This is a genomic window from Oleiphilus sp. HI0132, from assembly GCF_001635845.1.
In genome coordinates this window covers 1-16,948 of sequence record NZ_LWGJ01001175.1, presented here as the reverse complement: position 1 = coordinate 16,948, position 16,948 = coordinate 1, and the positions used below count along the sequence as shown (strand labels likewise).

Sequence of the window (16,948 nt, the reverse complement as noted above, 5' to 3'; positions counted from 1 at the left end):
GGTGGCCATATGTTTAATAAGGTTCTTCCATCATTTTTAGGATATCGTTCAAAAAGGGCTTGATCGCTTCTTTGTCCGCAGTGCTTGCGCTCGACAGTATCTGTTTCACCATGGCTTGGTTTTTCTCAATAGCATTGCTTAACACTTGTTTGTGCTCCGGGCTGATGTCACTCGAATTCCTTAAGGCTTCAAGTCGGCTGGTGTCCATCATTTCCGGGTTCGCCTCAAATTCAATAGCGGCAGCCGCTTTGGTAATTCTTAAGGTGATCGCGGCCCACTCATCGATACTAGAGAAACCTTGAGACTGAACAAGCTGATTGGCGCTTGAATATAAGCCCGCTGCTTTCAGGGGGGATATCATGCTTTCAGGTGTCATCTTACTTGGATCTTCGACTTCGGTTTCATCCTTAGTCTTTGCTTCCAGTTGGGCTTGGTGCTTCTTACCCCAGTCTTCCAGGGCGTCTTGAGACTTCATCCAAGATGAAATTAGTTGTTCTGATAGCTTCGTATCGGTCGCAATGGCGTCTTTTGCATGGGCTGTCGCCAGCAATAATAAGCAGAAGGCGCTGACTAATTTTAGAAAATTCATATAAAAGATCGCTTAATTAATGGCTCTGTGAGTATTTTAATCGTGAAAACAATACGAACTCTACTATATTAAATAGCTATGTGCTTAATAATTACCTGGAGGTAATTAAGGGGTCTTGTTCTTGATCTCTTTTTTTAATTTAGGGTGAATAGAATAGAACTAAGATTCACTTGTTGGGTTGTTTGATGAAAAATACTGTTTTGATTGTTGAGGATAGCAAAGCGTTTGCATTGAGTGTAGAGGCGGCGCTGAGACAAGAAGGTAGTTATCAAGTGCTGGTCGCGCTTAATTATTCTGAAGCGGTTCAGTTAGTGGAGCTGCATCAAGAAGAAATATTTGTTGCGATCACAGACTTGAACCTGCCCGATGCAAGTGATGGCGCTGCTGCAAAGCTAATGGCAGAAAAGAGTATTCCATGTATCGCTTTTACCGGCAACTTTAGTCCAAATCTACGTGAGATGGTTTTATCCTTGGGCGTATCCGATTATGTGTTGAAGAACGGGCAGCAGGATATCAGTTACGTTGTGCAGGTGATTAATCGAATGTCTGCCAATCGGAGTATGGAGGTTCTGGTCGTTGATGATGCACCGTCATCCAGAGATTTTATGAGTGCATTGCTCGAGAAGCAGTGTTTTAGTGTTACCTCTGTGGGGTCGGCTGAAAAGGCGCTGGATTTGCTCGACCAGGGTTATCAATACAAAATTATTCTTGTCGACTTGATTATGAATGGCATGGATGGATTTGAGTTGCTGGGTGCTTTGCGTTCACGCTTTGATATGAGTCAGATGGCTATTATTGGTGTGTCAGGAAAGGGATCATCAGACCAAATAGCGCAATTTATGAAGCATGGTGGGAATGACTTTCTATTAAAACCTTTCCAGCAAGAGCAAGTATGCAGTCGAGTCAACGCCAATGCCCAGCTTCTGGATCAGTTCTCTGAGTTGAGTAGTTTGAACCAGCAGAAGAATGAGTTGCTTGGTATGGCGGCTCACGATATTCGTGGCCCTTTGGGTGTTGTATCTTCAGCTGCGAGTATGTTGAAAAGGGAAATATCCGGAGAGCACCCGGAAATGTTGCTGGGTTTAGTTATCGAAGCTGCAGAGAGTATGGAGGAGTTGCTGGATAGATTGCTTGATGTGAGTTCGATTGAGGATGCTAATATCTCAATCGATATAGATCGGGAAAACCTTTGTTCCCTATTGGATAAAGCTGTTGCTGATGCCCAGCTCCTGGCGAATGATAAGCAGCAAAAACTTAACTTGGAATTGCCAGTCGAAGCCGTATGGGTTGAAGCAGATAGCATGCGAATTAAAGAAGTTGCCTATAACCTGATTTCCAATGCAATTAAATACTCGCCAGTTGGTGGGAAAATTGATGTTCGTTTATCGAGTAATCATAAAAAGGTGCGTATCGAAGTGATTGATGAGGCTGGTGGAATACCAAAGGCCGAGCAGCACTTATTGTTCAAGCCATTCTGCAATATATCAACCAAGCCAACAGCTGGAGAGCGAAGTACAGGCTTGGGCTTGTCAATCTGTCAGCGAATCATGAAACTCCATAAGGGTGAAATCAAATACCGTTCGAATGCTCAGGTGGGGAGCATCTTTGAGGCGGTCTTGCCTTGCGCGAATGACTGAGAGCTTGAAAACAATTGTTACATAATGAAAGAAAAGTGATACATACATCACGTTTTTAATGTCGTATTCTACAAACATTGAAGTACGGGGAAGTGATTCAGGCCCTCTGACCCGGAATAGGTTTCATTATTTTTCTTTGAAGTATTTGTTGTGATTTTGACCCGACTTTTTAGTCGGGTTTTTTATTGCCTAAGAAAAACTCTCTATGAGGCTGGGATTATATGATGATCTATCTCTGTTAGTAGGTTATTGACGACTTGCGCAAATTCGGCTCCTGAATCTTCTTGAAGAAAGTGGCCGCCTTTAAGTTTTACGTGTTTCATTCCCTTTGCACCAGGAATCTTCTTACGCATATACTTATCACCGCCTCGTGTTATAGGGTCTCCATTGCTGAATGCGGTAACGAAAGGCTTTTGCCATTTTTCTAATACCGCCCACGCTGCCTTGTTCGCTTTGCTTGCCGGGTTGTCCGGGCTTGTTGGTACTAAAGCCGGAAAAGCCCGAGTGCCTGCTTTGAACTGCTTGGATGGAAAGGGTGCATCGTAAGCGCGCTGCTCGTCTTTGCTAAAAGATTTAAAACTCCCCATCTCTACGATTTTTGCAATAGGGAACCAGGGGCTATTAAGCGCAAAAGCTTTCCATATCTTAAAAGCGGAAGGTACGTCTTCTTCACCTGTTGGTAGCATGCCATTACCGACTACAATTGCTTTGAAGCGCTCTTCATTTTCTGCCGCGAGTCGAAGGCCGAGCAATGAACCCCAGTCTTGGCAGACCAGTGTAATATTGTTTAAATCAAGCGCGTTGATTAAGGATAGGAGCCAGTCCATATGGCTTTGATAGGAGTAGTCTTCAATATTGACAGGCTTATCTGACTTGCCAAAGCCAATTAAGTCGGGAGCGATGACTCGATGCCCCGCAGCAGTGCAAATAGGGATCATGTGGCGGTAAAGGTATGACCAGCTGGGTTCACCATGTAACATGAGTATTGGGTCGGCACTTCCCGGGCCTTCGTCTATATAATGCATTCTCAAACCACCGACGTCGGTATAGTGAGCAGAAAAGCTATAGTTCGGCAGGTTTTTAAAGCGTTCATCAGGCGTACGGACAAATTTGACCATGAAAGAATTCCTTTATTGATAGGTCGATCTTTTTATTCAGAATTTAACTATAGCAGCTAGATTAAAAGGGTGAGGTAATTGCGATATGCAAATAGATAGAGAGAGATCTGTTTCGCTAGTTCGGCGCTTTATGATACTGAGTATGATGCTGGCGTTTGGTATCTTGAGTGCATGCGGTCAATCAGAGGATTCGTCTAGTACTGAATCGAGCGCAGCAGATAGAACTTTGACTGTTTATAAAACAAAGAGTTGCTCTTGTTGTTCTGAGTGGGTGGATCATATTCAACAGGGCGGTTTGTCGGCCATAGTTGTGAACCAGGATTCGGTGGCGCATATAAAAGATTTCTATCAGCTGCCTGCTAATGCTCGCTCCTGTCATACTGCTGTGTCGTCAGAGGGTTTCGTGTTCGAAGGACATGTTCCAGCGAAGTTTATTAAACAATTTTTATCAAACCCACCTGCTGGCTCAGTTGGTTTGATTGTTCCTGCAATGCCCTTGGGTAGTCCGGGTATGGAATACCAAGACAAGTTTAACCCTTATCAAATATTATCTATGAATCAAAAAGGTGTGCTTGAACCTTACGCTTCGATTGACTCATATGCTCAGCAGTTTGATTAGATTTGATCTGGCTTGATCTATAGAGCTTGTGTAAATGTTTTTGGAAAAAGGTAAATTTCGTAGAAACTTCCCATAAGAAAGGTTTATAGCGTCACAAAATTTAAATGCAGTTGTACAGTGTTTTTATAATCAATAGGGCTGGCTATAAAAGACTGATAAAATTCGAGGAGTTTTTTGCTGTGTTCCTGATGCATGATTTTAGTTGTTTTATATCTCTCAGCGTTTTACTTGTGCAGTACAGGTCCAGTTCAATATATAAAGATTATGAGTTCCATAGAGGTCAGGATGGCTAAGGGTATGTTTCTTTCAATGTGTGGTCAGGCTTTAGTTGCTAGGCGCAATGTCGGTATTGTTCGGGTGATGTTATTTGCCATGCTTGCTTGTGTTGCGAGTAGCTCTGCTCTCTCAGCTAATCGTATAGTCGGTGGCGACGAAGTTGAGGTAGAGAGTGATTACCCTTGGATGGTATCGCTCCGAAATTCGGCAACTGGCGAGCATGAATGTGGCGGTACCTTGATTCATGAACGTTGGGTGATGTCTGCTTCGCGTTGTTTCTATGAAGAGCCTGCTGAAGCAATTTCCGTCTATGTTGGAGATTATGATATCTCACGAATTGAAGAAACTGAGCGGCGTATTGGGGTGATTAGTCGCGTGGAGTCAGGTCGAGATTTGATGTTGCTTGAGTTGGCCGATGCGGTTGATGTGAGTGTTTATCCACCTCTTGAATTAGTTAGCTCAGCCATGTTTAAAGGTGTCGAAGCAGGTCATTTGCTAACAATTGTTGGATGGGGGGATCGTGATGGCAACCCCAATCTTATTTCTAGTGGGGGCGGTGAAGACACAATAAACGAAGACTTTCCAAGCGTATTGCATGAAGTGAATGTACCGTTGTTCAACCAGACCGAATGCAATAAAGCCTTCCTGAATGGCGATTTAGAAACGTCGTTGGGAGCTGACTTTTTACCAATATATGGTAATGCTATTGACGGTAAACATATTTGTGCAGGTTATATCGAAGAGACAGGTGATGGGCTTCAAGGTCTATGCGAAAAAGATAGTGGCGGCCCTTTATTATTTCAAACAGGTGGTGAATGGTTTCAAGCCGGCGTGGCAAGCATAGCTCCTTCTGTTTGTGGAAGTCTGGATTATCCAGATGTTTTTACCCGGGTTTCAGCGTTTAAAGAGTGGGTGGACAATATTATAAACCCTGTTGATTTGACCCCAGACAAGCTTTCTCTGCCTGAAAATGTTACTTCAAGTATATTGGAGGATGGTGAGAACCCTGTATGTAGTGGTGGCTCGGATGAGTCTTTAAAATACAGAATAAAAGAGGTTAATGGGTTTTCTTTAAGCTTTACAAATAGTGCTGCTGATAGCTTTGTAATTGATAGTGTTGAGCTTCAAGTTGATGAGATTGAAACCAATGAATGTGGTGTAGGAACGGTAAAATATACACCTTCCGAGCTATCGATTACCAGCATGGAAGATAGTGCTTTGCCTGATTGCCAGGGCTCTGAGTTAGCTCCGGGGGAGAGTTGCGAGGTCCATATTCGGATGAACTTCCTTTCGCCTGGTATCAAGTTTGCTACCTTGATGATAGGGGTTGAGGGTAAAGAGGAAAGCTACTCGTTTGAGTTGAGTGGTAATGTGATAGGGGAAGCTGATTTTAGCTCAAGTGTGGGTGAGGGAGTGTTTTTCTTTATAGAGAAGCAGAATGAGTGGGATTTACAGGGAGATATTGTTTCCGAATTAGTGTCAGACTACACCCTATATGAGCAAACGATGTTGATTGGTAAGGTTGATGGTAGCGGCCAATTGAGCTTTGACTGGAAAGTAGATGATACGAGTGTAATGGATGTCTCATTGTGGATAAATGGTGAAGAGCTTAGTGAATATAAGCCGGCTGAGGCTTATGGTCGTGAGACTATCGTGTTACCTGAAGATCAGGTCAATACTGTTGAGTGGCGCATGGCTAGGGGAGAACTTTGGCGTTCTACGAGTGAAAGTTCATTAGGGGATGAAGGCAAGACCTTGTATTTGAAGTCGGTTAATTTTACAGCAGATAACCCAGATGTAGCTGAGGATACAAGTCCTAGCAATTCAAAGTCTAGTGGTGGAGCATTCCACCCACTAGCGCTAGTGTTTTTGGCAGTGCTATTTTTCTTTCGTCGAAACGCTGCAGGTATATCGAAAACCTATCGTGCCATGAGTGTGGTGATTGTAATGCTCGTTGTTTCTTCAGGTTGGGCTCGCGCGGAAAATAGGATTATTGGTGGTGTTGACGCTGAGTTTAGGGATTACCCTTGGATGGTGTCATTACAAAATAAATATACTGGTGAGCACTTTTGTGGTGCAACCTTGGTGGATGAATACTATGTATTAACGGCATCTCACTGCTACGCCGGGGAGGCTTTGGATAGCATTGTTGCGGTTATTGGTGCGTATGATTTGAGTAACTCGTCTGGGTATGATTTGCCAGAGCAGAGTAATGCTCGAGCCGTTAATCTCATAGAATATAATGAGGCTGAGAATGGCGATTATTTATTGTTTCAGCTTGCTGAGGCTGTGAGTGATGTGCCGACGCTTCCGTTGGCGACAGAGGCAGATATGCGCAAAATTGCTGAAGGTGATTCCTTGCGCGTTATCGGTTGGGGGGATATAGACCCAGACGATAGTGTCGCGACTTACCCGGATGTTCTCCAAGAAGCAGATGTAACGCTAATGAATCATGAGACTTGCCAGGATAATTATGCCGAGATTGGTGATGAGGTGACTGACGACATGATATGTGCGGGTGTTCTAGCTGGTGGTTTAGACTCTTGCCAAGGAGATAGTGGTGGACCTTTGCTTTGGCAGAATGAGAATCGTGACTGGGTTCAGGTTGGTGTTACGAGCTTTGGTGAAGGGTGCGGGCAGGCACAGTACCCGGGAGTTTATACTCGTGTAGCTTCTTATTTGGATGATTTTGAGGGAGTTAAAGAGTGGTCTGATGTTGTGTTGAATGCTCAATATCTGGGGGAAATGACTGTAGGGTCTCCATATGAATATACCTTGAATTTAACTAGTAATCTGGTTCAGCCTTTTGAGATCAGCTGGATGCAATTTGGGTCTGGTGATGTGAGCGGGTTTCAGGTTGTCGGTGATCGTTGTTCAAATGACGTGCTGTATTTGGGTGATAACTGCGAGTTGGATTTGAAGCTGGACTTTGATCAGGATGGTGAAAAAACGGCTGTAATGACGGCAATATATACAAATGAAGGATTTAATTGGTATCGCTTATCTACCAGAGTATATCCGGAAAATGATATGGAAATAGCTGGAAGTGGTATTGATTTTATCCTTGAGTCAGCGAGTACATGGCGAAATGTGGGGGATAGTGAGTTAGCGGTGGAAATGCCAGATACGCAAGATATATCACGTTTCTCTTCACGCTTTTCCCGGGCGGGAACGCTTGCTTTTGACTGGCTACTATCAAGCTCTGATGTGATGAATCTGGATGTTTATATTGATGGTGTTCGTCAAACGACTGAAGTGGTTGACGGTGTTGAGCAAGATTTAGTCGTAGGAAGTAGCTATTCGAACGTCGTTATAGAGCTGCCTGAGGGTGGCGCTTATGTTGAGTGGGTGTTGGCGAGAAAGCGAGGCGCTAGCCTTGGTTTGGGTGAGGGGGACGATGCGCGAATTGCATCAATTAGTTTTACCGCAATTGAAGCAGAGCAAGAGGAAAGTGACAGCAATAAAAAGTCTGATTCAAGTGGTGGCGCCATTGCTTGGCAACTGATATGTCTATGTTTGCTATTGCTGACTTATCGTCGTAGGTTCTTAAAACTTGCGCCTTAGTCTTTATTTGAGTGTTAGATTGATGTTACGTATGGTTTTAGTTCGGTTTGTTGGTGTGCTCATGCTTTCAGGGGGTGTGTTAGCGGGTGGCCCTGAAAATCAAGTTCCGGAGCCGATAGTGCTGCAGTCTCTTGATAACGAGGCGATCACCTTCCAGGCAAAAAGCAATGGCTGCACCAAGCCTGAAGACTTTCGGATGAGAGTGCAAGGGCGCGACGTGTCTGTGCTTAGGGTGAAGAAAGACTCTTGTCGACGAATGCCTTTTTGGAAAACATTTTCACTTCCCATTTCTCTGGATTCCAGAGAAGTTCAGGTTTATTTATTAAACCCTCTTGTCCTTAGACCTCTTTAGGTCTGCTTCTAGGTATGGAAAATACTGATTCTAGAAAGCACTTATTGCAGCTTTCTATTACTTTTCTCATATTTGTTATTCCTTCGTTTGCTATAGAGCTTAGTGACACCTTTTTATTTGAAAATAGCCAGTTTGATTTTAGCTTTGATCGGCAGCGTATTGCTGAAGGGCAATGGTGGCGCTTGCTGGTGGGGCATTTTGATCACCTGAGTTGGTTTCATCTCGGTTTGAATGCTCTATTCCTTGGGGTTTTGTTGTTTACCTTTTCAGGCTTGGGGCGAGCGGTGCGTATTGTTTCTTTGCTCTGCGCTTTCTTTCTTATTATTAGCGTCATGATATGGTTCTGTAGTCCGGGTCTAAGTGTCTATGTGGGCTTGTCGGGAGGCTTATACGGTCTATTGGTTTATGCTTTGTATCAAGATCACTTGTACCCACTGTGGTTGCGTGTGCTAGTGTTTTTGGGTTTATTGGTTAAGGTTGTCTACGAATACTTTGCTGATGCTAGCGAGCAGGTAGCAGAGCTAATTGGTGGTTCAGTTGCGACAGATGTTCATGTTTATGGTGTGTTTGCTGGTGTGCTGAGTGTTATTTTCTTAAGAATTTTTCGTATTTGATTGATAGCTGTGTCGCAACTTAGACACTGAGATTGTTATCGATTGTTAAATCACTTTATTTTTTGTGTTCGATATCATTTAATAGTCTGACTGAAATTTGCTCAATAAATGGACAAACGTAAATGAAGGATATCTGCGTTGAATTTGTTTAGGTGTAGGGAGTGAAAGTGAAGGAGAGTCTTATGAAAAGTTTAAAACAGTCAGTTGTCGTAAAGTTGATGTCAGCTTTTTTGTTTTCGGTGATATTTGCCAGTGCGTCGGCTTATGCAGAAGATGACGAGTTTGTTCCTGCTTACCAAAATGAAGGGAACTATCAGATGGAAGATCCTGATAAATATTTTACCTACCGTGAGGGGCGTAAGTATTACACTTCTGGTAAGGAAAACGGTATTCGCGTGAATGAGAATAACGAAGAGTCAACCGATGAGACCGTTGGTATTCTGACCTTTATTCTTGCACCAGCGACAATAATTTATATGAACCTAGTAGGTTGGTGGGAATAAGTCTTACTTTTCATTCTGCAAATAGAAAGCTGCATTTCTTAAATATTCGGGCGGTAAATTGCCTAGATTGCAAAGAAATGTGGCTTTTTTCATTTCTATTAGCTAGCTGTGGTCTGAGTTGATTGAATCTTCCCCTCCTGAGCAAGTATAATCGGCGACTATTTTGTGGCATGTTTTTACTAGGAACTTATACAAGCTGTGGCGATGCGATTATTAAGAGGGATGCATAACCCCGGGCTGATAGCAGCTTGTCAGCACTTAAGCACAAATAAAAGTTCGCCTAATACGGCATGTGTTGCAACGATTGGCAACTTTGATGGTGTGCACCTTGGGCATCAAGCGATTCTAGAGCAAGTAGTTACCGAGGCAAAAACACAAGACTTACGGTCCGTTGTTATTATTTTCGAGCCTCAACCTCTTGAGTATTTTAAAGCCGATGAAGCGCCTGTTCGTTTAATGCGCTTTCGAGAGAAGTATCAGGCGATATCCGAGTACGGTATCGACTTTGTATTTTGCTTAAAATTTGATGCGCATTTGAGTCAGCTTAGTGCAGAAGAGTTTATTCAGCAGGTTTTGGTGGATCACCTGAGTATTAAGCACCTGGTGATTGGTGATGACTTTAGGTTTGGGGGCGACCGCTCGGGTGATTATGCGCTCTTGAAAGAGGCGGGAAAGCGCTTTGGTTTTAGCGTTGAAAGTACTCAGACAGTTGAGTGTGAAGAATCACCTCTTAGAGTTAGTAGTACGCTGATTAGAGAATTGTTGGCCAAGAGTAATTTTAGTGCTGCTGAGAATGCTTTAGGGCGCCCTTATAGTTTCATGGGTAAGGTTATCCACGGCCAGAAACTTGGACGCCAATTAGGGTTTCCGACAGCGAATGTAGCCTTAAAGAGAACGAAAGTACCATTTTCAGGTGTCTATGTCGTAAGCCTTTATTTGAACGGTGAGGATAATACCCCTTATCAAGGTGTAGCGAATGTTGGGGTTAAACCAACCGTTGGGAATTACTTGCCTTCTCTAGAAGTACACCTGTTCGGCTTTGATCGAGATATATATGGCCGAAATGTTCGAGTTGTTTTTCATCAGAAAGTACGTGATGAGCAGCGTTTTAATGGTATTGACGCTCTGAAAGAACAGATAGATAAAGATGTTAAGCAGGCCAAGGAATATTTTAAAAAATTGGCCAGCTAGAAAGATATAAACGCGATCTTGATAAAAAATTATTGAGTGCCTTAGTGATCTAAGGACAATATTGACAACCTGATGTGACAATAATATGAGTGATTACAAGCATACTTTAAACCTTCCCGAAACCAAGTTTCCAATGCGTGGCAATCTGGCTCAGCGAGAGCCTGGCATGTTAAAGCAGTGGCAGGATATGGATTTGTATCAACAAATCAGAACCGCCCGGGCGGGAGCAGAGAAGTTTATTCTTCATGATGGCCCTCCGTATGCAAACGGTAGTATTCATATTGGTCACGCGGTTAACAAGATTCTTAAAGATATTATTGTCAAAGCGAAAACAATCAGTGGTTATGACGCACCTTACATTCCGGGTTGGGACTGCCACGGCTTACCGATTGAACACAATGTCGAAAAGAAAAAAGGCAAGGCCGGCGTAAAAATAGACTACCCTGAGTTTCGTCAGGCCTGTCGTGACTACGCGGCTAAGCAGGTTGCAGGCCAGAAAGAAGACTTTATTCGTCTAGGTGTTCTGGGTGACTGGGATAAGCCTTACCTAACCATGGACTTTAAGTTTGAAGCCGATATTGTCAGAGCCTTGGGACAAATTATTGAAAACGGCCACTTGCAGAAAGGCTTTAAGCCGGTTTACTGGAGTGTTGTCGGTGGTTCTGCATTAGCTGAAGCAGAAGTTGAATATCAGGATAAGCAGTCAACAGCGATCGATGTTCGTTTTAATGTCGCCGACCAGACTGCTGTTTACGAGGCTTTCTCTGTTGATGCGCAAGATTTGCCTATGTCTGTTGTGATCTGGACGACCACGCCATGGACATTACCTTCTAACCAAGCGGTATCTTTAAACGCTGAATTAGAATATGCCTTGGTTAAGGCTGACGCGGGTAATGGCACTGAGCTACTTATCATGGCTGATGCTTTAGTTGATGATAATGCTGAGCGCTATGGTTTGGAGTCTTTTGAAGTCTTAGGCCGTTGTATTGGCCAGGCGCTTGAGAAACAAGCGTTGATTCATCCTTTCTATCGAGATCGTCAGGTTCCCGTTATTTTGGGTGACCACGTCACTACCGACGCGGGTACCGGTGCGGTTCATACAGCACCCGATCATGGTGTAGACGATTTCAATGTAGGTAAGAAGTACGGTTTAGGCACGCTCAACTATGTTGATGGCGGTGGCACTTTCCGTTCTGATGTCGACAAGTTTGCTGGCCAGCATGTTTATAAGGTTGATGCAGCGATTTTAGAAGAGCTAGAGAGCCAAGGCGCACTGCTTAAGAAAAAGGTCTTCACACATAGCTATCCGCATTGTTGGAGAACCAAGACTCCGCTGATTTATCGTGCGACGCCGCAATGGTTTGTCAGTATGACCCAGAACGGTTTGAAAGAAGCTGCATTGGAAGCGGTGAAAGGTGTTCAGTGGGTACCTGAATGGGGTCAGAATCGTATCGAAGCAATGTTGGAGCAAAGCCCTGATTGGTGTATCTCTCGCCAGCGTACTTGGGGTGTTCCGATTACTTTGTTTGTTCATAACGAGACACAAGAGCTTCATCCTGATACACAAAATTTGATCGCTAAAGTAGCTGAGAAAATTGAACAGAAGGGTATTGATGCCTGGTTCGAATTGGATGCGAGCGAATTATTAGGTGATGACGCTGAGAATTACACAAAAGTAACCGACACTTTAGATGTTTGGTTTGACTCGGGCGTGACGCATGCCGCGGTATTAAAGCAGCGCGAAGAGCTAGGTCAGTACCCTGCCGATTTATACTTGGAAGGCTCGGATCAACACCGTGGTTGGTTCCAGTCCTCTTTGAAGACGGGTATCGCGATTAATAATGCAGCACCTTATAAGCAGGTGTTAACACACGGCTTCACCGTTGATGGTGAAGGCAAGAAGATGTCCAAGTCTTTGGGTAACGTTGTTTCGCCACAAGAAGTGATGAACAAGCTAGGGGCTGATATCTTGCGTTTCTGGGTAGCGGCAACAGACTATAGTGGTGAAATGACGGTTTCTGACGAGATCCTCAAGCGAGCTGCCGAATCTTATCGTCGTATTCGAAATACTGCGCGCTTCCTGTTGTCTAATATCAATGGTTTTGAGCCAGAGAAGGACTTGGTAGCGCCTGAAGAGATGATGTCACTAGATCGTTGGGCGGTTGATAAAGCCTTAGAGCTTCAAACTGAATTGCAAGAAGCTTATGACGAGTATAGTTTTCTTAGTGTTTCACAGAAAATTGTTCACTTCTGCGGCGTTGATTTAGGTGGTTTCTATCTGGATATCATCAAAGATCGACAGTACACCACTCAGGCAGATAGTCTAGCTCGTCGTTCATGCCAAACAGCGATGTACCATATTCTTGAAGCGATGACTCGCTGGATTGCGCCAGTTCTAAGCTTTACTGCAGACGAAATCTGGGCGGTTATGCCTAAGCCTAAGGGTGAAGAACGTGCATCAAGCGTAATGCTTTGTTCCTGGTACGAAGGTTTGTTTGCGATGGATGCAGATAGCCAGCAAGGTTCTGAGTTCTGGGCAACGGTGCTAGAAGCGAAAACGGCTGTGAATAAGCGTATCGAAGAAGAGCGTAATGCGGGCAAGATCAAAGGTTCTCTTGGAACAGAAGTGAGCTTGTATTGTGAAGGCGGTTTGTACGAAGTGCTTAAGTCCTTGGGCGATGAGCTACGTTTTGTCTTGATCACCTCTGAGGCGACAGTTGGCGAACTATCGGCTGCTGAAGGTGCGCTACCAAGCGAAATGGAAGGCTTACTGATCAATGTTAAAGCATCTGAACACCAGAAGTGTGAGCGTTGCTGGCATCACCGTGAAGATGTTGGTCAGCATGAAACGCATAAAGATTTATGTGGCCGTTGTATTGATAATGTTGATGGCGCTGGCGAACAGCGACAGTTCGCATGAGCCAAGCAAACATGACCAATACAGCGAATGATTCAGCGCAGGTGAGCTTGTTTGCCCATGTGCTGCGCTGGCTATCACTGAGCACCGTCATTATTGTTGTCGACCTGCTCACTAAATTTTATGCCAGTACGAATCTTGAGTATGCGGTACCTGTACCGGTGATTGATGGCTTTTTTAACTTTACCTTATTACATAATACCGGTGCAGCGTTTAGCTTTCTGGCAACGGAGTCAGGCTGGCAGCGTTGGTTCTTTGTCATCTTGGCAACCGGTGTCAGTGCCGCGTTAGTTGTCTGGCTAAGAGGTTTACGAGAAGAGCCTTGGGTTGCCTGCTCGGTCGCCTTGATATTAGGCGGTGCGATAGGGAATTTATATGACCGTATGACCTTAGGTTATGTTGTCGACTTTCTTCATTTCTATTGGAATAACTATCATTTCCCTGCCTTTAATATCGCTGATACGGCGATTTCTATTGGTGCTGCAATGATGGTCATAGATGTTTTTCGTGGCAATAAACCAGACTCTGAGGATGGTTTATAGTCCCTTGTATTTGTGAGAGCACAGGCTCTCACTTTGTTATTTGAGTGGTACAAAATTTGTCTTTAGTTGTCGGTGAAAATACTCTGGTTACATTGCACTTCTCGTTAAGTATGGAAGATGGCGCAGTGATCGATTCTACCTTTGATAAGAACCCAGCACGCTTTGAGTATGGTGATGGTCAATTACCCGATGGTTTTTTATCCTTCTTAGACGGGATGAGTGAAGGCGAAGAAGGAGAATGGCAGGTTCCACCAGAGAAAGCTTTTGGCATGCCTAACCCAAACAATCAGCAAGTCATGAAGCGAGCAGACTTCCCGGAAGATATGGAATTAGCTGAAGGCTTAATGATCTCCTTTGCCGACGCAAACCAGTCTGAGTTGCCTGGCGTGGTTAAAGCCTTTGATGAAAATGAAGTGACCATTGATTTTAACCACCCTTTAGCGGGCCAGACCTTGTCGTTTAAGGTTCAAGTTGTCTCGGTTGAGGCCTTGTAAATGAAGATTAAACTGGCGAACCCTCGTGGCTTTTGCGCGGGTGTTGATCGTGCTATTGAGATTGTTAATCGTGCACTCGAAGTCTTTGGTGCCCCCGTCTATGTGCGCCACGAAGTGGTCCATAACCGCTTTGTGGTCGATGACTTAAAGCAACGTGGTGCCATTTTTGTCGATGAGCTGGAAGAAGTACCGGATGATTCCTTGGTTATCTTCAGTGCTCATGGCGTATCCAAGGCGGTTCAAGCCGAAGCAAAAGAGCGTGATTTGAATGTCTTCGACGCGACCTGTCCACTGGTAACTAAAGTCCATATCGAGGTGATCAAATACAGTCGCGATGGTATGGAATGTGTGTTGATTGGTCACGAAGGACACCCTGAAGTTGAAGGAACGATGGGGCAGTATGACTCTTCTTCAGGTGGCAAAATTTATTTAGTGGAAGATGAACAGGATGTGGAAAGCTTAGTTGTAGAAAAGCCGGATGCTTTGGCTTATGTCACGCAAACAACGCTATCTGTCGATGATGCCGCGAAAGTGATTGACGCCTTGCGTAGAAAGTTCCCCAATATTCAGGGGCCGCGTAAAGATGATATTTGCTATGCCACTCAAAACCGGCAGGATGCTGTAAAGGGCTTGGCAGACTCAACTGACTTGATGCTGGTTGTTGGTTCACCTAACAGTTCAAACTCTAATCGCTTACGTGAGCTGGCTGAACGTATGGGAACGCCTGCTTATTTGATTGATGATCACTCACAGATTCAACCGGAATGGTTGCAGTCGGCAAACGCAATTTCCGTTACGGCTGGTGCGTCTGCACCCGAAGTTCTCGTGCAGAAAGTTGTCGATCGTTTGGTAGAGTTGGGGGCTAAAGAAGTTGAAGAAGCTGATGGCCGTGAAGAAAATATCGTTTTCAGCATGCCGAAAGCTCTAAGAATACCCGCAGAAAATATTTAGAGTTTATTATTTGCTAGCCAGAATCGAATTGGTTAGCATATAAGTCAAGCGCAAAGGATAAGCGCTTTATCACAATTAACCAGCGATCAAAGGATATGATGCTGATGTTAAAGACTTCATGTAAGTTAAGTACGTGCTCGCGTGCGCCAAATATAGCTTCTTTAAAGGCTGCTCAGTCAGGTTTTTCTCTGATTGAACTTCTCATCAGCTTGCTTATTTTTAGTGTCGGAATTTTAGGACTCGCCTCAATGCAAATTACCAGCATGAGGATGGCACTCGATGCTCAGCAGTACTTTAGCGCTAGTTTGTTGGCGAGTGCTATTTCAAATCAGCTTCAAGCAAGCGGTTCAACTCAGGGGGCTGAATTTTGGACTCAACAAGTGTCTGAAAGCTTACCTTCAGGTTTGGCGCTAATCGAATCTAGTGCTTCAAACTATCGAGTGACCTTAAGCTGGAATTCTAGTGAAGACCACGCCCGGCAGCAGGGTAATCGGAGATCTCAGCTAGTGTCGAGTGTAAGCCTATGAAGGGGCATCTCAATCAGTTGGAATATCATAAAGGTCTTAGCTTGATAGAGTTGTTGATCGCTTTGGCGCTGAGCTCAATTTTGAGTCTGGCTTTATTTGAAGTATTCAAAATTGCGCGTGATGCTTCAAGCCGGGTTACTGGAGCAAATGAAATGCTGGATAGTGCCCAATTGAGCTTTTCCGTCTTGCAGGACTCTATCAATATGGCTGGATTCTGGGGTGGAGTTGATTCCCGAGAATTAACGCTGATATCGAAGCAACTTAGTGCTTTTCCGGGCAACTGCAACAGTGCTTGGGTGCTCAATATTGAACAAGGCTTGCAAGGCTTTGACGGGCGAGAAAATGCAAATGATATTCCTGCATTACCCAGTGATTGCTTGAGCAAAGATTATGTACCTCATAGCGATGTACTACTTGTTCGTCGCGCATCGGTGAATGACCCGGTTCCTGAAGAAAAGTTAGGTAATAAGTACTATAAAAAACGCTTTATTGTTCGAGGAAGCCCTGAAACAGGGGGGATTGTTTTCCAGGGCAAAGATATGGCTAAAGCGCGGCAACAAGTGCCACCCTCAGCTTTTGTTGTTAATAGCTTGTTGAGTATCGATATGTACTATCTGGAGTATTGCAAAGATGAAGAGCTTTGTGATGTCTCAGGTATCGGCTTAAGTCGTTATACCCTGATCGGCAACCGCTTTATCAAACAGCGCTTGGTTAATGGTGTGGCGCAAATGCAATTTGAATATGGGCTCGATCTAAGTGGTGATGGCAAGGTGGAGCGCTATCTTACTGCCGATAACGTTTTCAGCTGGAATGATGTATTGTCGGTACGTGTTTTCGCTTTATTCAAAAGCAAGCTATCGGCAAGTTCGAATGAGAATCCGGAAAGAGAATTCAAACTGGGTACAGGTTTTGAGTTCGAGCCAGAAGAGCATGAACGGAGGTATAAATTCAAAAAGTTTCAGTCAGAATTTAGTTTGAAGAATACTTAGTTAATAACAGCGGTGATGAGCAAGGAGGCAATATGCACCTAAAATCAAAGACATATCCAATAAGA

General features: G+C 44.2%; 15 protein-coding genes and 1 pseudogene. 14 read left to right on the top strand and 2 right to left on the bottom strand.

The window, feature by feature from the left end; translation table 11 throughout:
• Window positions 1-13 precede the first annotated feature (13 nt).
• A complete protein-coding gene (locus A3766_RS16690; RefSeq protein ID WP_068512296.1) occupies window positions 14-589 on the bottom strand; it encodes a hypothetical protein in 576 nt (191 codons plus the stop codon).
• Window positions 590-774: 185 nt separating this feature from the next.
• On the opposite strand from A3766_RS16690, the gene A3766_RS16685 reads away from it, so the two are divergent.
• Window positions 775-2,226 carry a hybrid sensor histidine kinase/response regulator gene (locus A3766_RS16685; RefSeq protein ID WP_068642540.1) on the top strand — a complete coding sequence of 484 codons (1,452 nt, stop codon included), beginning with the start codon at window positions 775-777 and terminating at the stop codon, window positions 2,224-2,226.
• Window positions 2,227-2,429: 203 nt separating this feature from the next.
• On the opposite strand, the gene A3766_RS16680 is transcribed toward A3766_RS16685, so the two are convergent.
• Entirely contained in the window at window positions 2,430-3,344 is a 915-nt protein-coding gene (locus tag A3766_RS16680; RefSeq protein WP_068512287.1) for a haloalkane dehalogenase, read from the bottom strand.
• Window positions 3,345-3,429: 85 nt separating this feature from the next.
• Here A3766_RS16680 and A3766_RS16675 point away from each other — a divergent pair, with 85 nt between their 5' ends.
• The 13 genes and pseudogenes from A3766_RS16675 to A3766_RS16615 all read left to right on the top strand — a co-directional run bounded on the left by A3766_RS16675 (window position 3,430) and on the right by A3766_RS16615 (window position 16,883).
• A complete protein-coding gene (locus tag A3766_RS16675) occupies window positions 3,430-3,963 on the top strand; it encodes a DUF411 domain-containing protein (RefSeq protein ID WP_068512285.1) in 534 nt (177 codons plus the stop codon).
• 285 nt (window positions 3,964-4,248) lie between these two features.
• Window positions 4,249-7,803: a trypsin-like serine protease gene (locus A3766_RS16665; protein WP_068642538.1), complete on the top strand. Its 3,555-nt coding sequence runs from the start codon at window positions 4,249-4,251 to the stop codon at window positions 7,801-7,803.
• Window positions 7,804-7,864: 61 nt separating this feature from the next.
• Window positions 7,865-8,155 carry a hypothetical protein gene (locus A3766_RS16660; RefSeq protein WP_156491851.1) on the top strand — a complete coding sequence of 97 codons (291 nt, stop codon included), beginning with the start codon at window positions 7,865-7,867 and terminating at the stop codon, window positions 8,153-8,155.
• Between the two features lie 14 nt (window positions 8,156-8,169).
• Window positions 8,170-8,769, top strand: coding sequence for a rhombosortase (gene rrtA, locus A3766_RS16655; RefSeq protein WP_068509929.1), 600 nt, complete (start codon window positions 8,170-8,172; stop codon window positions 8,767-8,769).
• Between the two features lie 182 nt (window positions 8,770-8,951).
• The gene (locus A3766_RS16650) at window positions 8,952-9,272 is read left to right on the top strand and encodes a hypothetical protein (protein ID WP_068512276.1); all 321 of its coding nucleotides are present in this window, start codon (window positions 8,952-8,954) and stop codon (window positions 9,270-9,272) included.
• A 204-nt stretch (window positions 9,273-9,476) separates the two neighbouring features.
• Window positions 9,477-10,463 (top strand): bifunctional riboflavin kinase/FAD synthetase, encoded by a 987-nt coding sequence (gene ribF, locus A3766_RS16645; RefSeq protein WP_068512273.1) that lies wholly within the window; start codon window positions 9,477-9,479, stop codon window positions 10,461-10,463.
• Between the two features lie 85 nt (window positions 10,464-10,548).
• Window positions 10,549-13,383: an isoleucine--tRNA ligase gene (gene ileS / locus A3766_RS16640; protein WP_068512271.1), complete on the top strand. Its 2,835-nt coding sequence runs from the start codon at window positions 10,549-10,551 to the stop codon at window positions 13,381-13,383.
• Between the two features lie 11 nt (window positions 13,384-13,394).
• Window positions 13,395-13,922, top strand: a complete 528-nt coding sequence (lspA, locus tag A3766_RS16635; RefSeq protein ID WP_068512315.1) for a signal peptidase II — start codon at window positions 13,395-13,397, stop codon at window positions 13,920-13,922.
• 56 nt (window positions 13,923-13,978) lie between these two features.
• Window positions 13,979-14,416, top strand: coding sequence for a peptidylprolyl isomerase (locus A3766_RS16630; RefSeq protein WP_197470190.1), 438 nt, complete (start codon window positions 13,979-13,981; stop codon window positions 14,414-14,416).
• Window positions 14,417-15,367: a 4-hydroxy-3-methylbut-2-enyl diphosphate reductase gene (gene ispH, locus A3766_RS16625; RefSeq protein WP_068642536.1), complete on the top strand. Its 951-nt coding sequence runs from the start codon at window positions 14,417-14,419 to the stop codon at window positions 15,365-15,367.
• A 95-nt stretch (window positions 15,368-15,462) separates the two neighbouring features.
• Window positions 15,463-15,603, top strand: a pseudogene (locus A3766_RS32705) (prepilin-type N-terminal cleavage/methylation domain-containing protein); the annotation flags it as partial.
• A gap of 12 nt (window positions 15,604-15,615) precedes the next feature.
• A complete protein-coding gene (locus A3766_RS16620; RefSeq protein WP_231872180.1) occupies window positions 15,616-15,894 on the top strand; it encodes a hypothetical protein in 279 nt (92 codons plus the stop codon).
• Entirely contained in the window at window positions 15,891-16,883 is a 993-nt protein-coding gene (locus A3766_RS16615) for a PilW family protein (protein ID WP_068512261.1), read from the top strand. Before A3766_RS16620 ends, A3766_RS16615 begins: the two co-directional genes overlap by 4 nt.
• Window positions 16,884-16,948: the final 65 nt, after the last annotated feature.